Origin of the sequence: Actinomadura rifamycini DSM 43936 (genome assembly GCF_000425065.1) — a bacterium.
GTDB classification, from domain to species: domain Bacteria; phylum Actinomycetota; class Actinomycetes; order Streptosporangiales; family Streptosporangiaceae; genus Spirillospora; species Spirillospora rifamycini.
Genome location: NZ_AULB01000007.1, coordinates 346,217 through 364,175, shown reverse-complemented (window position 1 = coordinate 364,175; position 17,959 = coordinate 346,217). Strand labels below are relative to the sequence as shown.

Genomic DNA, 17,959 nt, shown 5'->3' with positions numbered 1-17,959 from the left:
GGTTTTGCTTGCCGTGACTCGGCCGCGAATCCGGGTAGGGGGCGTCACATGGACAGTGAACCGGTGCACGCGGACGTCGCCCTGACCGTGAACGGGACCGGGCATCGGCTCCGGGTCGACACGCGGTCGTCGCTGCTGGACGTGCTGCGGGAGAGGCTGGGGCTCACGGGTTCCAAGAAGGGCTGCGACCACGGGCAGTGCGGGGCCTGCACGGTCCTGCTGGACGGGCGCCGCGCGAACGCGTGCCTCGCGCTCGCGGTCGCGCACGACGGCGCGGAGATCGTCACCGTGGAGGGCCTCGCGGACGGCGGGCGGCTCAGCCCGCTGCAGGAGGCGTTCATCGAGAACGACGCGTTCCAGTGCGGGTACTGCACGCCGGGGCAGCTGTGCTCGGCGACGGCGGTGCTCGAGGAGGCGCGGCGGGGCTGGCCGAGCGCCGTCACGGCGGACGTCTCGCGCGACCCGTTCCTGGACGACGAGGAGATCCGCGAGCGGATGAGCGGGAACCTGTGCCGGTGCGGCGCGTACGTCGGGATCGTCGCGGCGGTCCGCGACGCGGCGGGCGAGCCGAACCGGGCCGCGCGGGATCCGGGCGCGGTGGCCGAGCGGATCGGCTCGGCGCGCGGCGGGGAGGCGTCCCGCCCATGAGGCCCTTCGCGTACGAGCGCGCGGCGAGCGCGGAGGACGCCCTGGACCTGCACCGGGACGGGGCCCTGTACCTGGGCGGCGGGACGAACCTCGTGGACCTGATGCGCCTCGGCGTGGAGGAGCCGAGCCGCCTGGTGGACGTGTCCCGCCTGCCGCACGACCGGATCGAGGTGACGGCGGACGGGACGCTGCTCATCGGCGCGGCCGTCGGCAACAGCGACCTCGCGGCGGACCGGACCGTCCGGGAGACCCACCCGATGCTGGTGCAGGCCGTGCTGGCGGGCGCGTCCGGCCAGATCCGCAACCGCGCCACGGTGGGCGGCAACCTGCTGCAGCGGACGCGGTGCTCCTACTTCCAGGACACCTCCAAGCCGTGCAACAAGCGCGACCCCGGGTCGGGGTGCCCGGCGCGGGACGGCGAGCACCGCAACCTCGCGATCCTGGGGCATTCCCCGGCGTGCGTGGCGACGCACCCGTCCGACCTGGCGGTGGCGCTGGCGGCGCTGGACGCGTCCGTGCGGGTGCGGGGCCGCGACGGGGAGCGCACCGTCCCGTTCGGGGAGTTCCACCGGCTGCCGGGCGGCGCACCGGAGCGCGACGCGAACCTGCGGGACGGCGACCTCGTCACGGCCGTCGAGGTCCCGCCGCTGCCGATGCCGTCCCGCTACCGGAAGGTGCGCGAGCGCGCCTCGTTCGCGTTCGCGCTGGTGTCGGTCGCGGCGGCGGTCCGCACGGTGGGCGCGACGGTCCCGGACGGCACGGGCGGCGTGGTGCGCGACGTCCGGCTGGCGCTCGGCGGCGTCGCGCACAAGCCGTGGCGGTGCCGCCGCGCCGAGGACGTCCTGCGGGGCGCGCCGGCGACCGAGGAGACGTTCCTGCGCGCCGCGGAGGCGGAGCTGGAGGCGGCCGAGCCGCTGCGCGACAACGGCTACAAGGTGCCGCTCGCCCGCAACCTGATGGTCCGGACGCTGCTCGAACTGCGGGAGGTCTCGTCATGACGAGCCGGGTGGAGGGCCGGGAGAAGGTCACCGGCGCGGCGCGCTACGCCTACGAGTACCCGGTGGAGGGCGCCGTCTACGCGGCGGCCGTCCAGGCGTCCGTCGGCAAGGGCGAGATCCGCTGGGTGGACCATGACAGCGCCCGCGCGATGCCGGGCGTGCTGGACGTCCTGTCCTGCGAGAACGCGCCGCGGCTGGAGGACGCGTCGAACGCCGAGCTGGCGGTGTTCCAGTCCCGGACGGTCGCGTACCGCGGGCAGTTCGCGGCGGCGGTCGTCGCGGAGACGCTCGAGACGGCCGTCGAGGGCGCGCGGCGCCTGCACGTCGAGTACGCCGAGGAGGAACCGGACACCCGGCTGCGCGACGACCACCCCGGCCTCTACCGGCCCGAGAAGGTCAACGCGGGTTTCCCGCCCGACACGCTGAAGGGCGACCCGGACGGCGCGTTCTCCTCGTCCGCCGTGCGCATGGACGCGACCTACACGACTCCGGCCGAGCACAACAACGCGATGGAGCCGCACACCACGGTCGCCTACTGGGACAAGGACGGCTCCCTCGTCCTCTACGACTCGAACCAGGGCGCGTCCGCCGTGCAGTCGACGCTGGCGCGGCTGTTCGGGCTCGACCCCGAGCGGGTGCGGGTGGTCTCCCCGCACGTCGGCGGCGGGTTCGGGTCGAAGGGGTCGCCGCGCCCGAGCGCGGTCCTCGCCGCGATGGCCGCGCGGGCCGTCGGGCGCCCGGTGAAGTTCGCCGTCCCGCGCCAGCAGATGTTCGCCACGACCGGCTACCGCACCCCGACCGTCCAGCGGATCCGGCTGGGCGCCGACGCGGACGGACGCCTCAACGCGATCGCGCACGAGGTGTTCGAGCAGACCTCGACCGTGCGGGAGTTCGTGGAGCAGACCGCGACGCCGACCCGCACGATGTACCGGGCCGAGCACCGCCGCACGTCCCACCGGGTCGTCGCGCTGGACGTCCCGACCCCGTCGTGGATGCGGGCGCCCGGCGAGACGCCCGGCATGTACGCGCTGGAGTCGGCGATGGACGAGCTCGCCGTCGCGACCGGCGTCGACCCGATCGAGCTGCGGGTCCGCAACGACACCGGCACCGAGCCCGAGAGCGGCCTGCCGTTCAGCTCCCGGAACCTCGTCGCGTGCCTGCGGGAGGGCGCCGAGCGGTTCGGCTGGGACCGCCGCGACCCCGCCCCGGGCGTCCGCCGGGTGGGCCGCAAGCTGCTCGGCACCGGCGTCGCCGCCACCACCTACCCCGCCTACCAGAGCCCCGGGAAGGCGGTCGCGCGCGCCGAGCCCGACGGGACGTTCACCGTCCGGATCGCCGCGGCCGACATCGGCACCGGCGCCCGCACCGCGCTCGGGCTGATCGCCGCGGAGACGCTCAAGGCCGACCTCGACGCCGTCCGGATCGAGCTCGGCGACAGCGCGCACCCCGCCGCGCCCGTCGCGGGCGGCTCGTCCGGCACCGCGAGCTGGGGGACGGCGGTGGTCCTCGCCTGCGAGGCGCTCCGCGGCCGGCTGAACGGCGACGTCCCGCCGGACGGGATCGAGGCGTCCGCGGACTCCGCCGAAGCGCTGAAGCGCCGCGAGGACTACGCGCGGCACGCGTTCGGCGCGCAGTTCGCGGAGGTGGAGGTGGACGCCGACACCGGCGAGGTCCGCGTCCCGCGCATGCTCGGCGTGTTCGCGGCCGGGCGGATCATCAACCCGACGACCGCGCGGTCCCAGTTCGTCGGCGGCATGACGATGGGGATCGGCATGGCGCTGATGGAGGAGAGCGTCATGGACCGGGAGTTCGGCGACTACCTGAACCGCGACCTCGCGCAGTACCACGTGCCGTCCTGCGCGGACGTCCGCAGCGTCGAGGCCGTGTGGATCGAGGAGATCGACCCGCACCTCAACCCGATGGGCTCCAAGGGCATCGGCGAGATCGGCATCGTGGGCGCCGCGGCGGCGATCGCGAACGCCGTCCACCACGCCACCGGCGTCCGTGTCCGGGATCTGCCGATCACCCCGGCCCGGCTGCTTCCGCGACTTTGATCATGTGACCGACCGAACGCCCCACGTTTTCCGCTCAGGTGAGGGCGCGGAGCCGGGCGAGGTGAGAACCTGGGACGTGCGGGGCCGCCACGGCGGCATCATCACGGTGCGGGCGCCCCGCCCGAAGGGCGAGGAGCAGATGACGGTCTGGCGGATCACCGGCGGGGATTCCGAATCGGGTGTGCCGCGTCCGGAGCGGGCGTCGCCCCGCTACGACCTCGTCGAGCTCGACTCGCCGCTGCTGCACATCGCGGGCGCCACCGGCTCGCCGTGGCTGCGGCTCACCGGCGAGATCGACGTGTCGAACGTCCCCGCCCTCACCCGGGCGCTGCACGGCGCGCAGGCCCGCGCGGGCGGCGACGTCCACGTGGACCTCGCCGGCGTCGGCTTCGTGGACGTCTCGGGCCTGCGCGCGTTCGCCCGCGCCGCGCGGGACCTGCACGACCTCGGCCACATGCTCGTCCTGCACTCGGTGTCGGCCCACATCGACCGGCTCGTCCGCCTCATCGGGTGGAACGCGGCCCCGGGCCTCCAGGTCCACTGCCGCCCCCGCACCTGACCCGCCGTCACGCGGCGCCGTCACGAGGCGCCGTCACGAGGCGGGGGCCTCGGCCGGGGCTTCGGCCGGTGCGGTGCCGCGGCGCCGGAGCGGACTAGGGTGCGCGCATGGCGATGGACCGGATGGCAAGGGACCGGGAGAGGTACGCGCCGTGGCCGGACGCCGAGCCCGACCGGATGCTCGGGTGCCTGCTCGGCGGCGCGATCGGCGACGCGCTCGGCGCGCCGGTGGAGGGCATGGCGCTCGGCGAGATCCGCGACCGGTACGGGCCGGACGGCGTCACGGCGTTCGTCGCCGGACGAGCCGGTCAACGACTCCAAGGGGTGCGGGGGCGTCGTCCGGGCCGCGCCCTGCGGGTTCCCGCACACCGACCCGGCCACCGCGTTCGAGGTCGGCCGCGGGGCGGCCGAGCTGACGCACGGCCACCCCGGCGGGCAGCTCCCGGCGGGGGCGCTGGCGGCGATGGTGTCGGTGCTGGTGCGGGGCGGCAACATGGGCGTGGCCCTGGACGCCGCCCGCTCCGAGCTGGGGCGGCACCGGGGCCACCGGGAGACGTCGGCCAAGCTGGCCGAGGCCGCCGCGCTCGCCGCCGCGGGGCCGGGGACGGCCGAACGGCTGCAGACCCTCGGCGCCGGGTGGACGGGCCCCGAGGCCCTCGCGATCGGCGTGTACGCGGCGCTCGCGCCCGTCCCGGCGGACGACGTGCAGGAGGCCGGGCGGTGCCGGCTGCTGCTCGCGGTGAACCACGGGGGCAACAGCGACTCGACCGGTTCGGTCTGCGGCAACCTGGTCGGCGCCGCGGGCGGGACGGTCGCGCTGCCGCGCGGCTGGCGGGAGGCGGTCGAGGCGCGGCGCGCGATCGAGGACGTCGTCCGGGACTGCGCGACCGAGTTCGGGCCGAACCCGCCCAAGGACGAGGCGGGCTACCCGCTCACCCGCTGGAGCTTCCGGATGCCCGCCGGGTTCGCGCCGCAGGCGCCCGGCGCGCCCGGCGGGACGTCCGGATGGGAACCGCCGCCCCCGCCGCCGTACATGCGCCCGCCCGCGGCCCCGGACGGTGACCCGCCCGCGGCGCCTACCGCGCCTCCTCCACCGGGAACGTGACGGGCAGCGCGACGAGGGCGCGGTGGAACGGGCCGGGACGCCACCGCAGCTCGTCGCCCCGGACGGCCAGTTCGAGGTCGGGCAGCCGGTCGAGGAGCCGCTCGATCGCCAGGGACGCGATCACCCGCGCCGGGCCCTTGGCGGGGCAGCCGTGCGGGCCCGCCGCGAACGCCAGGTGGGCGCGGTTCCCGGCCCGTTCCGCGGACGCCCGGGACGGGTCGGTGGTCGCCGCCGCGTAGCTGATCACGACCGGACGGTGCGCGGGCAGGCGGTGGCCGCGGAGGTTCACCTCGTGGCGCGGGTAGGTCGTGCCGAAGTTGGCCAGCGGAGGGTCGGTCCACAGGATCTCGTCGAGAGCGTCCTCGACCGGCAGGCTGCCGCCCGCGAGGTCCCCGCCGAACCGGTCGTCCGACAGCAGCAGCCGCAGCCCGTTGGCGATGAGGTTCAGCTGGGGTTCGACGCCGATCGCGAGCAGCATGCCGAGCTGCTCGGCCAGCTCGTCGTCGTCGAGCCCGGCGGGATGGCCGATGAGCCACGACGTCACGTCCGGGCCCGGCTTCTCCCGCTTGAGCGCCACCAGGTCCTGGGTGGCCTTGGCGAACATGGCGTTCGCCTCCTCGGCGGGCATCGCGCCGGGGGCGCTGGCGTCCAGCATGCCCCGGGTGCCGCGCGAGATCCGGTCACCGATCTCGGCGGGGCAGCCGAACAGCTCGTTGGACACCAGGATCGGGAGCGGCTTCGCGTAGTCGGCGACCAGGTCCGCCTCGCCCTTCCCCGCGACCGCGTCGATCAGCCGGTCCGCGCTCGACTCGACGTACCCCCGCAGCGCGAACGGGTCGATCCTGGCGAGGCTGTCGGTGATGGCCGTGCGGAGGCGGGCGTGCACGGGGCCGTTGGCCGACAGGGTGGTGGGACGGTCGCCGAGGACCGGCAGCACCGGGGAGTCCGGCGGGAGGGTCGCGTGCCACTCGGCGCCGCCGCGCGGGAACCGGCCGGGGTCGCGCATGACCTCCAGCGCCGCGTCGTAGCCGATGACGAGCGTCGCCTCCGCGCCCGGCGCCAGCTCCACCGGCGCCAGCTCGCCGTACTCGCGCCGCAGCCGGTCGTACACCGCGCCGGGGTCGCGCGCGAACTCCGGACCGTACAGCTTCACCGGCCCCGAAGCCGCGCCACCGTCCTCAAGCTCGCTGCCTGTTTCGTGTGGGGGGCGACCCCCCACACCCCCCGGTACCTCCGTGAGCGAGCTCCAGTCGCTTCGCTCCTTACGCTCGCTGCCTGTTTCTTGTGGGGGGCGACCCCCCACACCCCCCGGCACCTCCGTGAGCGAGCTCCAGTCGCTTCGCTCCTTACGCTCGCTCACGGAGTCTCCCTGTCCAAGAAAAGAAGATGGTCGACGAGCGCGATCAGGGCCTTGGTGGACGACGCGCGGTCGCGGGCGTCGCACGTCACCAGCGGCGTCTCGGGCGCCAGGTCGAGCGCCTCGCGCACCTCCTCCTCGGGGAAGGACGGCGAGCCCTCGAACCGGTTGACCGCGACCGCGTACGGCAGGCCCTGCCGCTCCACGATGTCCATGACGGCGAACGACTGGTCGAGCCGCGCGGTGTCGACGAGGATCAGCGCGCCGAGCGCCCCGCGCGCCAGGTCGTTCCACAGCCGGGTGAAGCGCTGCTGCCCGGGCGCCCCGAACAGGTAGAGGACGAGGTCGTCGCTCAGCGTCAGCCGGCCGAAGTCCATCGCGACGGTCGTGGTCGTCTTGCCGCGGATGTCGGCGAGGTCGTCGACGGTCGCCCCGGCCTGCGTCATCCGCTCCTCGGTGCGCAGCGGCCGGATCTCCGACAGCGTCCCGACGTAGGTGGTCTTGCCGACGGCGAAGTGCCCCACGATGAGGATCTTGACGGCCGTCCGGACGGTGTCGCGCACGTACCGTCCGCCCGTGTACCCGCCGTCGTCGGGCCGCCCGGCGGGCGGCTCAGAGAGTGGCGCGGAGTCCATCGAGCACCTCCTGCAGGAGCCGGGCCTGGGTGCGCGCCGCGGGCGCCGGGGCCCGCGTGGTGAGGTGGCCGTCGTCCACCAGGTCCGACAGCAGCACCTTGGTGACGCCGACGGGCAGCTCCAGGTGCCCGGCGATCTCCACGACCGACAGCGCGCCGCCGCGGCACAGCTCCACGATCCGCAGCTTCTCCGGGCTGAGCCCGGTGAGCGGCAGGTCCGTGTTCGCGGTGACCAGCGTGACCAGGTCGAACACGTTGCGGGTGGGGTGCGCCCGGCCGCCGGTGACGACGTGCGGGCGCACCAGCGCGCGGTCGTTGCGGCGGCGCGTCATGCGATGCCGCCCCGGGCCCCGCCGGCGTCCGGGCGGGGCGGGCTCGTCAGCTCCTTGCCGAGCCGCTGCACCAGTTCCTGCAGCCGGAACGACACGGTCTCCATGTCCACGTCCAGCGCCGCCGACACCGCCAGGTAGGCGCCCGGCCCCGCCGCGACGAGGAACACGTACCCGTCGTCGAACTCGCTGATCGTCTGCCGCCAGGCGGCGTCGGCGGTGCCGCAGAACTCGGCGGTGCTGCGGGCGAGCGACTGCAGCCCGGCCATCCCCGCCGCCTGCCGTTCGGCGTCGTCGCGGCCGATGCGCTCCGAGTGCGCCATCAGCAGCCCGTCGGCCGACAGCAGGATCGCGTACCGCGTCCCGGGCATCCGCAGGGCGTCGTCCAGCATCCAGCCGAGCCGGTTCACACCGTCGTCCATCGAGCCGTTCCACCCCTCGTTCATGGCCGCGGGTCCCCTCCGGGTCCGGAGGCGCCGGCGTCCCCGGGCGGCGCGCCGGCACGGCCGGAGCGCGTCCCCCGCTGCCAGGCGCCGAGGCCCGCGGCGATCTCTCGTGCCGGCCGGGCCGGCGGTTCCTCGCCGGCGCCGGCGGCCGGCGCCGGCACGGCGGTGTCCGTCGCGTCCCCCGCGCCGGAAGTCTGCTCCTCGGCCCGCCCGGCGGCGCGCCCGGCGGCCGCGGCGCGGCTGCGCTTCGGCAGCCCGCCCGCGGTGACCGTCCCGGTCCGCGCGGCGTCCCCGGCCGGCGCCCGGTCCGCCGGGCGGCCCGCGCCGGTCCCGTGCGCGGCGGCCGGGCGCGGCGTGTCCGGGACGGGCGTGAGCAGCGCGTTCGGGATGAGCACCACCGCGCGGACGCCGCCGTAGGGGGAGCGGGTGTCGACCGACACCGAGAACCCGTACCGCGCGGCGAGCACGCCCGCGACGGCGAACCCGACCTGCGGCGGGTCGCCGAGCCACTGCACGTCCGGCGGGACGTCGCCGGACAGCCGCTCGTCCGCCCGCCGCAGCTCCTCGGGCGTCATCGCGACCCCGGCGTCGTCGATCATGACGGCGACGCCGTTGTGGGTCGTCTGGAAGTTGACCTCGACCATGGTGTCGGGCCGGGAGTGCCGGGCGGCGTTGTCCAGCAGTTCGGCGACGGCCAGCACGACCGGCTCCACGGCGCGGCTGGTCACCGCCATGTTCACCGGGTTCTGCACGTTGACGCGCAGGTAGTCGCGGATGCGGGAGGTGGCGCCGCGCACCACGTCGCTCAGCGAGGACGCCGACCGCTGCTGGCCCGGCCACGACCCGCTCAGCACCGCCATGGCCTGCGCGCGGCGGCCGATCTGCGCGTTCATGTGGTCGATGCGCAGCAGCCCCTCGAGCACGTCGGGGTCGTCGTGCCGCTCCTGCATGGTCGAGATGGCGAGCTGCTGCTCGTTGGCGAGGCTCTGCATCGTGCGCATCATCGAGCGGCCCGCGGACCGGCTCGCGAGCGCCGCGTGCTCGGTGATCCGCTCGACCGCCCCGCCGAACAGGTCCATGATCTTCTGGACGTCCTGGGCGAACCCGGGCGCCTTCGCGTCGAACCGCCGGTGCAGCGGGCCGCTCACCCGGACGGCCGAGTTCTGCAGCGACTCCGCCAGCTCGGGCAGCCGTACCGCCGCGAGGTGGGCCAGTTCCCGGTCCCGCAGTTCGACGGCGTCCGAGAGTTCGGCCGCGCGGTCGCGGAGCCCGGCGGCCGACCGGCGCTCGCGGGCCAGCAGGACGGCGGCGACGCCGGCCACGGCGGCCAGGGCCGCCGCCCACAGGATGTGCTCCATCGGTTCCTCGTGCGCAGGGGGACGGCCGCGGCGGGCGCTGGGCGCCCGGGGCCGGGGTGGGGTATCGGACAGTAATGAAATGTCGCGATTTGGTGACCGTAGGACGCCCCGGGCCTGGGCGCTTGTGCGAACGCGCAGAAAAGCCGCCGCCACGCGCATGAATGATCACCGTGCGCCGAAAAGGAGTTACTTTCCGGTAGTTAATGCCGGTTTTCGGTCATGATCGCGCTAGCCTGACCTGCGGCGGTACGGGAAAACGGCGGGTGCGGGCGGAGGCGCGGATGGGCGACGGCGCCGCCTACCGGGTCGCCCGGTACCGGCCGGACGACCCCGCGCCGCGCGGCACCGGCCGCCTCCTGCTCCCCGACGGCGGCGGCCTCGCCCTGGACGGCGCCGGCCTGCCCCCGGAGACCGCGGTCCTGCTGCCGCCCGCGCATCCCGCGCGCCCGGCCGGGCGGGCCCTCGCCCTGGCCGTCCCGGTGCGCGAACTGCCGCCCGCCGCGCTCGGCGCCGTCGTCCGCGTCGACGTGTCGTGCGGCCTCGGCCGGGTCGTCGCGGACATGGCGCGGGCCGTCGCCGCCGAGGCGGGGGCGGGCGCGCTCGGCGCCGCCGAGTTCGACGCGGCCTGCGACCGGATCGCCGAACTGCTCCGCATGGCCGTCGCGGGACGCGCCGCGGAGCGGCCGCCCGCGCCCGGGAACCTCGCCGCGGTCGAGGCGGTCGTCCGCCGCTACGTGCGGGCGCACGCCACCGACCCCGGACTCACCGGCCGCGTGATGGCGCAGGAGCTCGGCTGGTCGCTCCGCCAGATCCAGCTCGCCCTCCAGCGGGCCGGGACGACGCCGCGCGCCCTCATCCGCGAGGAGCGGCTCCGGCTCGTCCGCGACCGGCTCCGCGATCCCGCCGACCGCGCCGTGTCGATCACCGACCTGGCGCACGCCGCCGGGTTCTCCTCCGCCGGGGCGCTGAGCACCGCGTTCCGCCGCCGGTTCGGCGTCAGCCCCCGCGAGCTGCGGCGCGGTCAGACCGGGACCGGCTGACGGACGGGCAGCACGACCTCGACGTCGAGGCCGCCGCCGGCCCGGGGCCGCGCCGTCACCGTCCCGCCGTGCGCCCGCACGATCGACTGGACGATCGACAGCCCCAGCCCCGCCCCCTTCGCGGTGACCACCCGGTCGGCGTCGAGCCGCCGGAACGGCTCGAACAGCGCCGGGACCTCGTACGGCGGCACGACCGGCCCCGAGTTCGCGACCTCCAGCACCACCCGGGGCCCCGCCGTCCGCGACGCGACCCGCACCCAGCCGTCCGCGCCCGCGTTGTGCCGGATGCCGTTCTCCACGAGGTTCTGGACGACCCGCTCCAGCAGCAGCGCGTCGCCCGACGTCACGGCCTCGCCCGCGTCGGCCCGCACCGCCACGCCCGCCTCCGCGGCCTCGTCCGCCGTCTGCGCCGCCACGTGCGCGACGACGTCCGCGAGGTCCAGCGGCGCCGCGTTCACGACCTCGTTCTCCGACCGGGCGAGCAGCAGCAGCCCGCCGATCAGCCGCTCGTGCCGCGCGTTGATCTGCAGCAGCGCCTCGCCCAGCCGCAGGACGTCCGGGGACGCCGACCTGCGGTGCATCGCGACCTCGACCATCGCCCGGCCGACCGTCAGCGGCGTGCGCAGCTCGTGCGACGCGTTCGCGACGAACCGGCGCTGCCCGTCGAACGACCGGTCGAGCCGCTCGATCATCGTGTCGAACGTGTCGGCCAGCTCCGCGACCTCGTCGCGCCGCCCCCGCAGCGCGATCCGCTCGTGCAGGCCGCGGTCCGCGGCGGGCGCCGCCGCGATCCGCCGGGCCGTCTCGGTGACCCGGTGCAGCGGCGCGAGGACCTGCCCCGCGATCAGCCACCCGAACCCGGCCGCGACCCCGCCGACGACCAGCAGCGCGATCGACCCCTGGGTGATGAGGGAGGTGACCGCCGCGTCCCGCACCTCCTTCGTCTGGGCGCGCATCAGGTTCTCCAGGGTGATGTGGAGGCGGTCGTCCGAGGCCGTGTCGACGGTCTCGCCCCTCGCGTGGACGCGCCCGCCCGCCGGGTTCCCCCCGCGGCGGACGGCGGCGCCGCCGGGCGGCGCGGGTCCCGCCGCCGACGGCCGCGGCTGCAGATCGCGCTCGCCGCCGCGGCCGTCGCCGCCGCGGGCGGAGGCGGCGCGTTCGTCGCGCTGGACGGCGGCGGCCGGACGGGCGAGGCGGCGGCGACCGGGCTGCCGGCGCACACCGCCCAGGTCGTCCGGCAGACGCTCAAGGACACCGAGACCGTGGACGGCGAACTCGGGTACGGCCCGGTCTCCACCGCCGCCGCCGGACTCAAGGGCACCCTGACCGACCTGCCCGAGAGCGGGTCGGAGATCGAGCGCGGGCGGGAGCTGTACGAGGTGGACGGCGACCCGGTGGTCCTCATGTACGGGTCGAAGCCCGCCTACCGGCCGCTGCGGACCGGCACCGAGGGCGCGGACGTCGAGCGGTTCGAGAAGAACCTGAGCGCCCTCGGCTACGGCGGCTTCACGGTGGACGACGCGTACTCGACCGCGACCGCCGCGGCCGTCCGGGAGTGGCAGGAGGACATCGGCGTCGAGGAGACCGGGACCGTCGAGCCCGGACGGGTGGTGTTCGCGCGCGGCGCCGTCCGGGTGGACGGCCTGCAGGCGAGCGTCGGCGCGCGGGTCGGGCCCGGCACGAAGGTGCTCGACTACACCGGGACCGCGAAGGCCGTCACCGCCGAGCTCGAGACGTCCGAGCAGCGGATGGCGAAGAAGGGCGCGGAGGTCGAGGTCACCCTGCCGGAGAGCGAGCCGGTCCGGGCGGAGATCGACGAGGTCACCACCGTGATCGACCCGGGCGGGCAGGGCGAGGAGCCGGCCACGAAGGTGGAGGTGACCGTGTGGCTCGACTCCGGCGAGGCCGCGAAGGCCGCCGCCGGCTACGCGCTCGCGTCCGCCGACGTCACGTTCACCGCCGGGCAGAAGGAGAACGTCCTGACCGTCCCGGTGACGGCGCTGGTGGCGCTGAGCGAGGGCGGGTTCGGCGTGGAGGTCGTCAAGGACGGCGCGGCGGCGTTCGTCCCCGTCGAGACCGGCCTGTTCGCGGGCGGGAACGTCGAGATCTCCGGGCCCGGCATCACCGAGGGCACGGTCGTGGGGGTCCCCGAGTGATCGAGCTGCGGGACGTGACGAAGGAGTACCCCGGCGGCGTCCGGGCCCTCGGCGGGGTGTCCCTGCGCGTCGCGGCGGGCGAGCTCGTCGCGATCGTCGGGCCGTCCGGGTCGGGCAAGTCGACGATGCTGAACGTGCTCGGCACCCTCGACCGGCCCACGTCCGGCACCGTCCGCATCGGCGGGCACGACGTGGGGCGGCTCCCGGACGCGAAGCTGTCGGCGCTGCGGGCGTCCGCCATCGGGTTCGTCTTCCAGCAGTTCCACCTGGCGGCCGGGACGCGCGCGCTCGACAACGTCGCCGACGGCCTGCTGTACACGGGGCTGCGGCTCGGCGCCCGCCGGGACCGCGCGGCGGCCGCTCTCGAACGCGTCGGGCTCGGGCACCGCCTCGACCACGAGCCGCACGAGCTGTCCGGCGGCGAGCGGCAGCGGGTCGCGATCGCGCGGGCCGTCGCCGGGGAGCCGGCGCTGCTGCTGGCGGACGAGCCGACGGGCGCGCTCGACTCCGTCTCGGGCGACGGGGTGATGGCGCTGCTGCGCGAGCTGAACGCCGCCGGGACCACCGTCGTCGTCATCACCCACGATCGGGAGATCGCGGCCGCGCTGCCGCGGCGGGTCCGGATGCGCGACGGCCGCGTCCGGTCCGACTCCGCGGCCGACCCCGCGGAGGTGGCCTGATGGCGGACGGCACGGCCCTGCGGCCCGCCCGGATGCGGCCGCGCGACGTCGTCCGGACCGGCGCGGTCGGGCTGCGGACGCGGCCGATGCGGGCGTTCCTGTCCGCGCTCGGCATCGCGATCGGCATCGCCGCGATGGTCGCCGTCGTCGGCGTGTCGTCGTCGTCGCGGGCGGAGCTGGACCGCGCCCTCGACGCGCTCGGCACCAACCTGCTCACCGTGGCGCCCGGCAGCACGATGACCGGGGAGGACGCGCAGCTCCCGCTGGAGGCCGAGACGATGGTCGGGCGGATCGCGCCCGTCCGGGAGGTGTCGGCGATCGGCCTGCTCGACGACGTGGGCGTGTACCGCACCTCGAAGATCCCGGAGAGCGACACCAAGGGCATCGCCGCGTACGCGGCGCGCACCGACCTGCGCGCCGCCGTCGGCGCCGAACTCGCCGACGGCGTCTGGCTGAACGACGCGACGGGCCGCTACCCGGCGACCGTCCTCGGCGCGAAGGCCGCCGAGCGGCTCGGCGTCGGCCGCGCCGGACCGGACGTCCAGGTGCTGATCGGCGGCGAGTACTTCACCGTCATCGGCATCCTGGAACCGGCCGGGCTGGCGCCCGAGCTGGACACCGCCGCGCTGGTCGGCTGGCCGGTCGCGGCGTCCGAACTCGGCTTCGACGGGTACGCCACGACCGTCTACACCCGGTCGCGGGACGTCGCCGTCGAGGACGTCCGCGGCGTGCTCGGGCCCACCGCGAACCCGGAGGCGCCCAACGAGGTCGAGGTGTCGCGCCCGTCCGACGCGCTCGCCGCGCGGCAGGCCGCGGGCGAGGCGTTCACCGGGCTGCTGCTGGGCGTCGGCGCGGTCGCGCTGCTGGTCGGCGGCGTCGGGGTGGCCAACACCATGGTCATCTCGGTGCTGGAGCGGCGCGCGGAGATCGGCCTGCGCCGGTCGCTGGGCGCGACCCGCGGCCAGGTCCGCACGCAGTTCCTCACCGAGTCGCTGCTGCTGTCCGCGCTCGGCGGTCTCGGCGGCGCGCTCATCGGCGGACTGATCACCGCGGTCTACGCCCTGTACCAGGGCTGGCCGGTGGTGGTGCCCGCCTGGGCGGTCGGCGGCGGCGTCCTCGCCACGCTCCTCATCGGCGCGGCGGCGGGCCTGTACCCGGCGGTCCGGGCGTCCCGCCTCTCCCCGACCGAGGCGCTCGCCGGCACCTGACGCGGCCGCGCGCCGACCCGCGGCGGAGGCGGTCCGGGGCCCGGTCCCGGACCGCCTCCGCCGGCGCGGTCGTGCATGGAAAGGGCGGCAGCGGTGAGGCTCCTGGGATGGAGCAGCGCGGACGGGAGCCGGTGACGGTCGTGTTCACCTGGGACGTCGCGCCGGGCCGCGAGCGCGACTTCGAGCGGTGGACGGAGTCGCTCCGCGAGGCCGCGGGCCGCTACCCGGGGCACGAGGACGCGACGTGGCTGCGCGCCGAAGGCCGGCGGCACCGCTACTACACGGTCGTCCGGTTCGACGACCAGGAGAGCCTCGACGGCTGGCTCGACTCGCCCGAGCGGCGCGACCTGTTCGAGCGGCTCGGCGGCATCGCCGAGGAGCACTCGCACCGCACCACCGGGCTCGAGACCTGGTTCAGCCTGCCGGGCGAGTCGGTGCCGGCCTCGTCGAAGGCGAAGATGATCGCCGTGACGTTCTGCGCCGTCTACCCGCTCAGCCTGCTGCTCCAGGCGTTCGTCACCCCGCTCGCGCAGGACTGGCCGCTGCCGCTGAAGGCCCTGCTGTTCCCCGCGATCGTCGTCCCGCTGCTCACCCTGCTCGTCATGCCGGCGCTGAGCCGGGCGCTGCGGCGCTGGCTGTACCCGGTCCGGCGGGTGCCCCGGGCGGCGCGCCCGGGGCACTGAGCGTCAGCCGGACAGCAGCTCCCGCAGCTCCCGGACGGCGCCGCGGAGGCGGTCGGCGAAGTCGTACATCGCGTCCGCGACCGGGCGCGGCGTGCTCAGGTACAGGTTGAACCGGTCCGGGAGCAGGACGTACGCGACGCCGATGCACTGCTCGCTCGTCGACCCGAACCCGAAGTACCGGATGTTCGTCGACGGCGCCGAACTGGTGCTCAGGTAGTCGTCCCGCATGACGGTCCAGCCGGGGGAGTCGAACAGCGGCAGCGGCTCGGTGTCCCCCCGCCGCTTCGCGATGAGCTGCAGCTCCCAGAGGTGCTGCTCCGGCGCCCGCCCCGACTGGCACTCCTTCGCGCGCCGGACGTGCGCGTCGGCGGCGGCGCGGAACGCGTCCCGGCGGGCGTCCGCCCCCGCGTCCGGGTCGTCCATGGCCTCGACGAACCGCAGCACCTCCGGCGTCACGACCCGCATCGCCTCCGTGCGGCCCCGCCGGTACTGCCGCGTCGCGATCGACTCGTACGTCGCGCCGATCCGGCCCTTCGCGCGCTTGTGCGCGAGCTGGTACGCCATCTGGACGAACGCGTCCGGCGACATCCCGAGGGCCTTCGCGTCGCGCGAGCCGAAGTCGTCGAACGGGACGCAGGCCGTCGCGGTCGCGGCGGCGTAGTCGGCGAACGCCGCGCCCGCCGCCCGGACGTCCGCGCGCAGGGCGTCGTCGAGGACGAACTCGATCGGCTCGACCGCCGGGAGGCCCTGGCCGCGGGCGCCCGACCGCCGCGACTGCTCCGCCGCGGGCTCGCCGAGCAGCGCGTCCACGAAGCTGAGGATCGTCGTGCCGTCCAGCCCGCAGTGCTCCACGTTGATGCCGGCCGTCCCGTCCCCGAAGACGACGAACGAGACCGCCTTGTCGAACCAGCGGTTCGCACTGTCGCCGTGCAGCAGGTCGTCGCACGCCTCCTGCGCCGACGCGGGCGCGAAGTCCTCGAGGCAGACGCAGAACAGGGCGGTCTCCACGGTGTCGAGGGCGCGCCCGTTGCGGGGGTCGAGGGCGAGCAGCGCGTCCCGGCTCGCCGCCCACTCGGCCCGCGCCTTCGTCGTCAGGTGCCCCGGGGACGGCTCCGGCGACGGCTCCGCTTTCAGGACCGTCCCGAGGCCCGCGGCGAGCTCGTCGAGCGTGTGCGGGCGGCCGTCCGGGCCGATCACGTCCATCCGGAACATGTTCCCGCGGAAGAACACGACGATGTGCCGGGCGGTCGACGGCCCCGGCCACGCGTCGCTGTAGGGGGCGCGGACGGTGTCCTGCTCGGGCCCGGGGATCCGCGTCGTCGAGAACAGGAACTTGTTCTGCTCCATCGACAGCGGGCGCCCCCGCTGCACGACCGGCGGCACTCGCTCGTCGTCCAGCCGCAGCTTGTAGTCCAGCGCGCCCGCGATCAGCCCGGCCGCCCGCGCGACCTGCGTCTCCCCGGAGTCGCCGAACAGGAAGAAGAAGTTCGCGTTGAGCGCGATGCGGTCGCGGCGCCCCAGGTACCGGTACGGCCAGAACGTGTCGAGCCAGCTGTGCACGCCCTCGCTCCGGTCGTACCGTTCGAGTTCCGCGTGCAGCCGCCGCCCCGGCCCGTCCGGGCGGACGAACTCGTCCAGCGCCGCCTCGGTCCGTGCGAGCTCGTCCGCGGTGAGCAGGGGCGCGCACCAGCGCAGGAACCGCTCGCGGGTCTCGTCGAGCGCGGGCAGCGGCACCCGCGGCAGCGCGTCCTCGTTGCCGAAGGTGCGGGTGGAGGGTTCGTTCAACGTCGGTCCTCGGTTTCCGGGTCGTGGGGTCGGGGGAGTGCCGGCCGGCGCCGGCGCGCGTCAGGGGCGGGGGCGGGACACGTGCAGTTCGGCGTAGTACCAGCCGTCGGTCTCCAGACCGCCCGGGTCGATCCCGGCGTCCGCGAGCCGCAGCAGCACGTTCTCGCGCTCCTGCGGCGTGGCGAACCGCCGCTGCCGGAACAGGCCCTCGCTCCGGACGGTCTCGTAGCCGGCCGCGGCGAGCGTCTCGGCGATCGGGGCGAACGGGAACATCCGCAGGATGAAGTGCGCCATCCACGGGCGCCGCGCGCCGCACGCGGCGAGGACGCGGGCGATCGTCCGCTCGGTGACGTAGCCGAGGCAGCCGGTGGAGACGACGAGGTCGGTCTCCGCGAGCAGGTCCCGCTGCGGGCCCGTCGGGTCGTCGCTCTCGAGGTCGGCGTGGACGGCGCCGTCCAGGAACCCGGCGTCGAGCGCGTAGGCGAGGGCGTTGCCGGAGGCGTCCAGGCCGATGAAGCGCGCGGGGGCGGTGCGCGCGGCGCGGCCGCTCAGCTCGCGGTCGCGGGCCAGCAGCGCGTCGCGGGTCCGCCGGTGGGCGTCGGCGCCGCTGTAGCGCTCGTACAGCTCGCCCATCGTGATCCCGTATTTCAGCAGCGCCGCGTTGATGCCGTAGGAGCAGCCGATGTCGAGCACGGTCGGGACGGCGACGTTCCGCGCCGCGCGGTACTCGTCGAGCAGCGCGGCGAAGTGCGGGCGGGCGAGCTGGGGGATGCGGTAGTCGAGGTCCCGCAGCGTCGTGAAGTAGGCGCGGGGGTCGGGCTGCGTGTAGATGTGGTCGAGCGAGATCTTTCCGGACGTGTCGACGCGCACGGATCGCGGTCCTTCCTCACGGGGGGCTGGAGGAACGGGCTCGAAGGAGG

Annotated in this window: 18 protein-coding genes and 1 pseudogene; 11 read left to right on the top strand and 8 right to left on the bottom strand. The window is 75.6% G+C overall.

The features are described 5' to 3' along the window. Positions 1-48: 48 nt before the first annotated feature. The 6 genes and pseudogenes from H505_RS39760 to H505_RS48735 all read left to right on the top strand — a co-directional run bounded on the left by H505_RS39760 (position 49) and on the right by H505_RS48735 (position 5,363). The gene (locus H505_RS39760; protein WP_199748083.1) at positions 49-648 is read left to right on the top strand and encodes a 2Fe-2S iron-sulfur cluster-binding protein; all 600 of its coding nucleotides are present in this window, start codon (positions 49-51) and stop codon (positions 646-648) included. Further along, positions 645-1,646 (top strand): FAD binding domain-containing protein, encoded by a 1,002-nt coding sequence (locus H505_RS0104405; RefSeq protein ID WP_026401003.1) that lies wholly within the window; start codon positions 645-647, stop codon positions 1,644-1,646. Before H505_RS39760 ends, H505_RS0104405 begins: the two co-directional genes overlap by 4 nt. Then, positions 1,643-3,700 carry a xanthine dehydrogenase family protein molybdopterin-binding subunit gene (locus H505_RS0104400; RefSeq protein WP_026401002.1) on the top strand — a complete coding sequence of 686 codons (2,058 nt, stop codon included), beginning with the start codon at positions 1,643-1,645 and terminating at the stop codon, positions 3,698-3,700. The genes H505_RS0104405 and H505_RS0104400 overlap by 4 nt, the downstream gene beginning before the upstream one ends. Before the next feature lie 61 nt (positions 3,701-3,761). Further along, positions 3,762-4,259, top strand: coding sequence for an STAS domain-containing protein (locus H505_RS39755; protein ID WP_125619355.1), 498 nt, complete (start codon positions 3,762-3,764; stop codon positions 4,257-4,259). A gap of 107 nt (positions 4,260-4,366) precedes the next feature. After that, positions 4,367-4,522, top strand: a pseudogene (locus H505_RS52615) (ADP-ribosylglycohydrolase family protein); the annotation flags it as partial. Positions 4,523-4,721: 199 nt separating this feature from the next. Beyond that, the gene (locus tag H505_RS48735) at positions 4,722-5,363 is read left to right on the top strand and encodes an ADP-ribosylglycohydrolase family protein (protein WP_245592431.1); all 642 of its coding nucleotides are present in this window, start codon (positions 4,722-4,724) and stop codon (positions 5,361-5,363) included. Here the strand turns inward: H505_RS48735 and H505_RS39745 are convergent. From H505_RS39745 to H505_RS39740, 5 genes are all read right to left on the bottom strand, one after another. Beyond that, positions 5,335-6,516, bottom strand: a complete 1,182-nt coding sequence (locus tag H505_RS39745) for a cytochrome P450 family protein (RefSeq protein WP_051300199.1) — start codon at positions 6,514-6,516, stop codon at positions 5,335-5,337. The genes H505_RS48735 and H505_RS39745 overlap by 29 nt on opposite strands. Before the next feature lie 203 nt (positions 6,517-6,719). After that, positions 6,720-7,355 (bottom strand): GTP-binding protein, encoded by a 636-nt coding sequence (locus tag H505_RS0104380; RefSeq protein ID WP_084549836.1) that lies wholly within the window; start codon positions 7,353-7,355, stop codon positions 6,720-6,722. After that, the gene (locus tag H505_RS0104375) at positions 7,333-7,686 is read right to left on the bottom strand and encodes a DUF742 domain-containing protein (protein ID WP_026401000.1); all 354 of its coding nucleotides are present in this window, start codon (positions 7,684-7,686) and stop codon (positions 7,333-7,335) included. Before H505_RS0104375 ends, H505_RS0104380 begins: the two co-directional genes overlap by 23 nt. Next, on the bottom strand, positions 7,683-8,129 hold the full coding sequence (locus H505_RS0104370; protein ID WP_233617898.1) for a roadblock/LC7 domain-containing protein: 447 nt from the start codon (positions 8,127-8,129) through the stop codon (positions 7,683-7,685). The genes H505_RS0104375 and H505_RS0104370 overlap by 4 nt, the downstream gene beginning before the upstream one ends. Further along, the gene (locus tag H505_RS39740; protein WP_051300197.1) at positions 8,126-9,487 is read right to left on the bottom strand and encodes an ATP-binding protein; all 1,362 of its coding nucleotides are present in this window, start codon (positions 9,485-9,487) and stop codon (positions 8,126-8,128) included. Before H505_RS39740 ends, H505_RS0104370 begins: the two co-directional genes overlap by 4 nt. A 281-nt stretch (positions 9,488-9,768) precedes the next feature. On the opposite strand from H505_RS39740, the gene H505_RS39735 reads away from it, so the two are divergent. Next, positions 9,769-10,527: a helix-turn-helix domain-containing protein gene (locus H505_RS39735; protein WP_051300196.1), complete on the top strand. Its 759-nt coding sequence runs from the start codon at positions 9,769-9,771 to the stop codon at positions 10,525-10,527. Here the strand turns inward: H505_RS39735 and H505_RS39730 are convergent. Continuing rightward, a complete protein-coding gene (locus tag H505_RS39730; RefSeq protein WP_084549832.1) occupies positions 10,509-11,483 on the bottom strand; it encodes a sensor histidine kinase in 975 nt (324 codons plus the stop codon). The two genes, H505_RS39735 and H505_RS39730, sit on opposite strands and share 19 nt — an antisense overlap. A 63-nt stretch (positions 11,484-11,546) precedes the next feature. Between H505_RS39730 and H505_RS39725 the strand changes: the two genes are divergently transcribed. The 4 genes from H505_RS39725 to H505_RS0104330 all read left to right on the top strand — a co-directional run bounded on the left by H505_RS39725 (position 11,547) and on the right by H505_RS0104330 (position 15,254). Beyond that, on the top strand, positions 11,547-12,683 hold the full coding sequence (locus tag H505_RS39725; RefSeq protein ID WP_157432896.1) for a peptidoglycan-binding protein: 1,137 nt from the start codon (positions 11,547-11,549) through the stop codon (positions 12,681-12,683). Next, complete coding sequence (locus tag H505_RS0104340) at positions 12,680-13,363, top strand: ABC transporter ATP-binding protein (protein WP_026400997.1); 684 nt, start codon at positions 12,680-12,682, stop codon at positions 13,361-13,363. The genes H505_RS39725 and H505_RS0104340 overlap by 4 nt, the downstream gene beginning before the upstream one ends. After that, the gene (locus H505_RS0104335; protein WP_034516542.1) at positions 13,363-14,571 is read left to right on the top strand and encodes an ABC transporter permease; all 1,209 of its coding nucleotides are present in this window, start codon (positions 13,363-13,365) and stop codon (positions 14,569-14,571) included. Before H505_RS0104340 ends, H505_RS0104335 begins: the two co-directional genes overlap by 1 nt. Positions 14,572-14,678: 107 nt before the next feature. After that, entirely contained in the window at positions 14,679-15,254 is a 576-nt protein-coding gene (locus tag H505_RS0104330) for an antibiotic biosynthesis monooxygenase (protein ID WP_026400995.1), read from the top strand. Positions 15,255-15,257: 3 nt separating this feature from the next. On the opposite strand, the gene H505_RS0104325 is transcribed toward H505_RS0104330, so the two are convergent. Both H505_RS0104325 and H505_RS0104320 read right to left on the bottom strand, forming a co-directional pair. Further along, positions 15,258-17,039 (bottom strand): choline/carnitine O-acyltransferase, encoded by a 1,782-nt coding sequence (locus H505_RS0104325; protein ID WP_026400994.1) that lies wholly within the window; start codon positions 17,037-17,039, stop codon positions 15,258-15,260. A gap of 60 nt (positions 17,040-17,099) precedes the next feature. Beyond that, a complete protein-coding gene (locus tag H505_RS0104320; RefSeq protein WP_026400993.1) occupies positions 17,100-17,909 on the bottom strand; it encodes a class I SAM-dependent methyltransferase in 810 nt (269 codons plus the stop codon). Positions 17,910-17,959 lie beyond the last annotated feature (50 nt).

Bases quoted from the DNA above. Each gene is read 5' to 3' on its own strand.
- H505_RS39760 (WP_199748083.1), top strand. From the start codon at position 49: ATGGACAGTGAACCGGTGCACGCGGACGTCGCCCTGACCGTGAACGGG.
- H505_RS0104405 (WP_026401003.1), top strand. From the start codon at position 645: ATGAGGCCCTTCGCGTACGAGCGCGCGGCGAGCGCGGAGGACGCCCTG.
- H505_RS0104400 (WP_026401002.1), top strand. From the start codon at position 1,643: ATGACGAGCCGGGTGGAGGGCCGGGAGAAGGTCACCGGCGCGGCGCGC.
- H505_RS48735 (WP_245592431.1), top strand. From the start codon at position 4,722: ATGGTGTCGGTGCTGGTGCGGGGCGGCAACATGGGCGTGGCCCTGGAC.
- H505_RS0104380 (WP_084549836.1), bottom strand. From the start codon at position 7,355: ATGGACTCCGCGCCACTCTCTGAGCCGCCCGCCGGGCGGCCCGACGAC.
- H505_RS0104375 (WP_026401000.1), bottom strand. From the start codon at position 7,686: ATGACGCGCCGCCGCAACGACCGCGCGCTGGTGCGCCCGCACGTCGTC.
- H505_RS0104370 (WP_233617898.1), bottom strand. From the start codon at position 8,129: ATGAACGAGGGGTGGAACGGCTCGATGGACGACGGTGTGAACCGGCTC.
- H505_RS39740 (WP_051300197.1), bottom strand. From the start codon at position 9,487: ATGGAGCACATCCTGTGGGCGGCGGCCCTGGCCGCCGTGGCCGGCGTC.
- H505_RS39735 (WP_051300196.1), top strand. From the start codon at position 9,769: ATGGGCGACGGCGCCGCCTACCGGGTCGCCCGGTACCGGCCGGACGAC.
- H505_RS39730 (WP_084549832.1), bottom strand. From the start codon at position 11,483: ATGCGCGCCCAGACGAAGGAGGTGCGGGACGCGGCGGTCACCTCCCTC.
- H505_RS0104335 (WP_034516542.1), top strand. From the start codon at position 13,363: ATGGCGGACGGCACGGCCCTGCGGCCCGCCCGGATGCGGCCGCGCGAC.
- H505_RS0104330 (WP_026400995.1), top strand. From the start codon at position 14,679: ATGGAGCAGCGCGGACGGGAGCCGGTGACGGTCGTGTTCACCTGGGAC.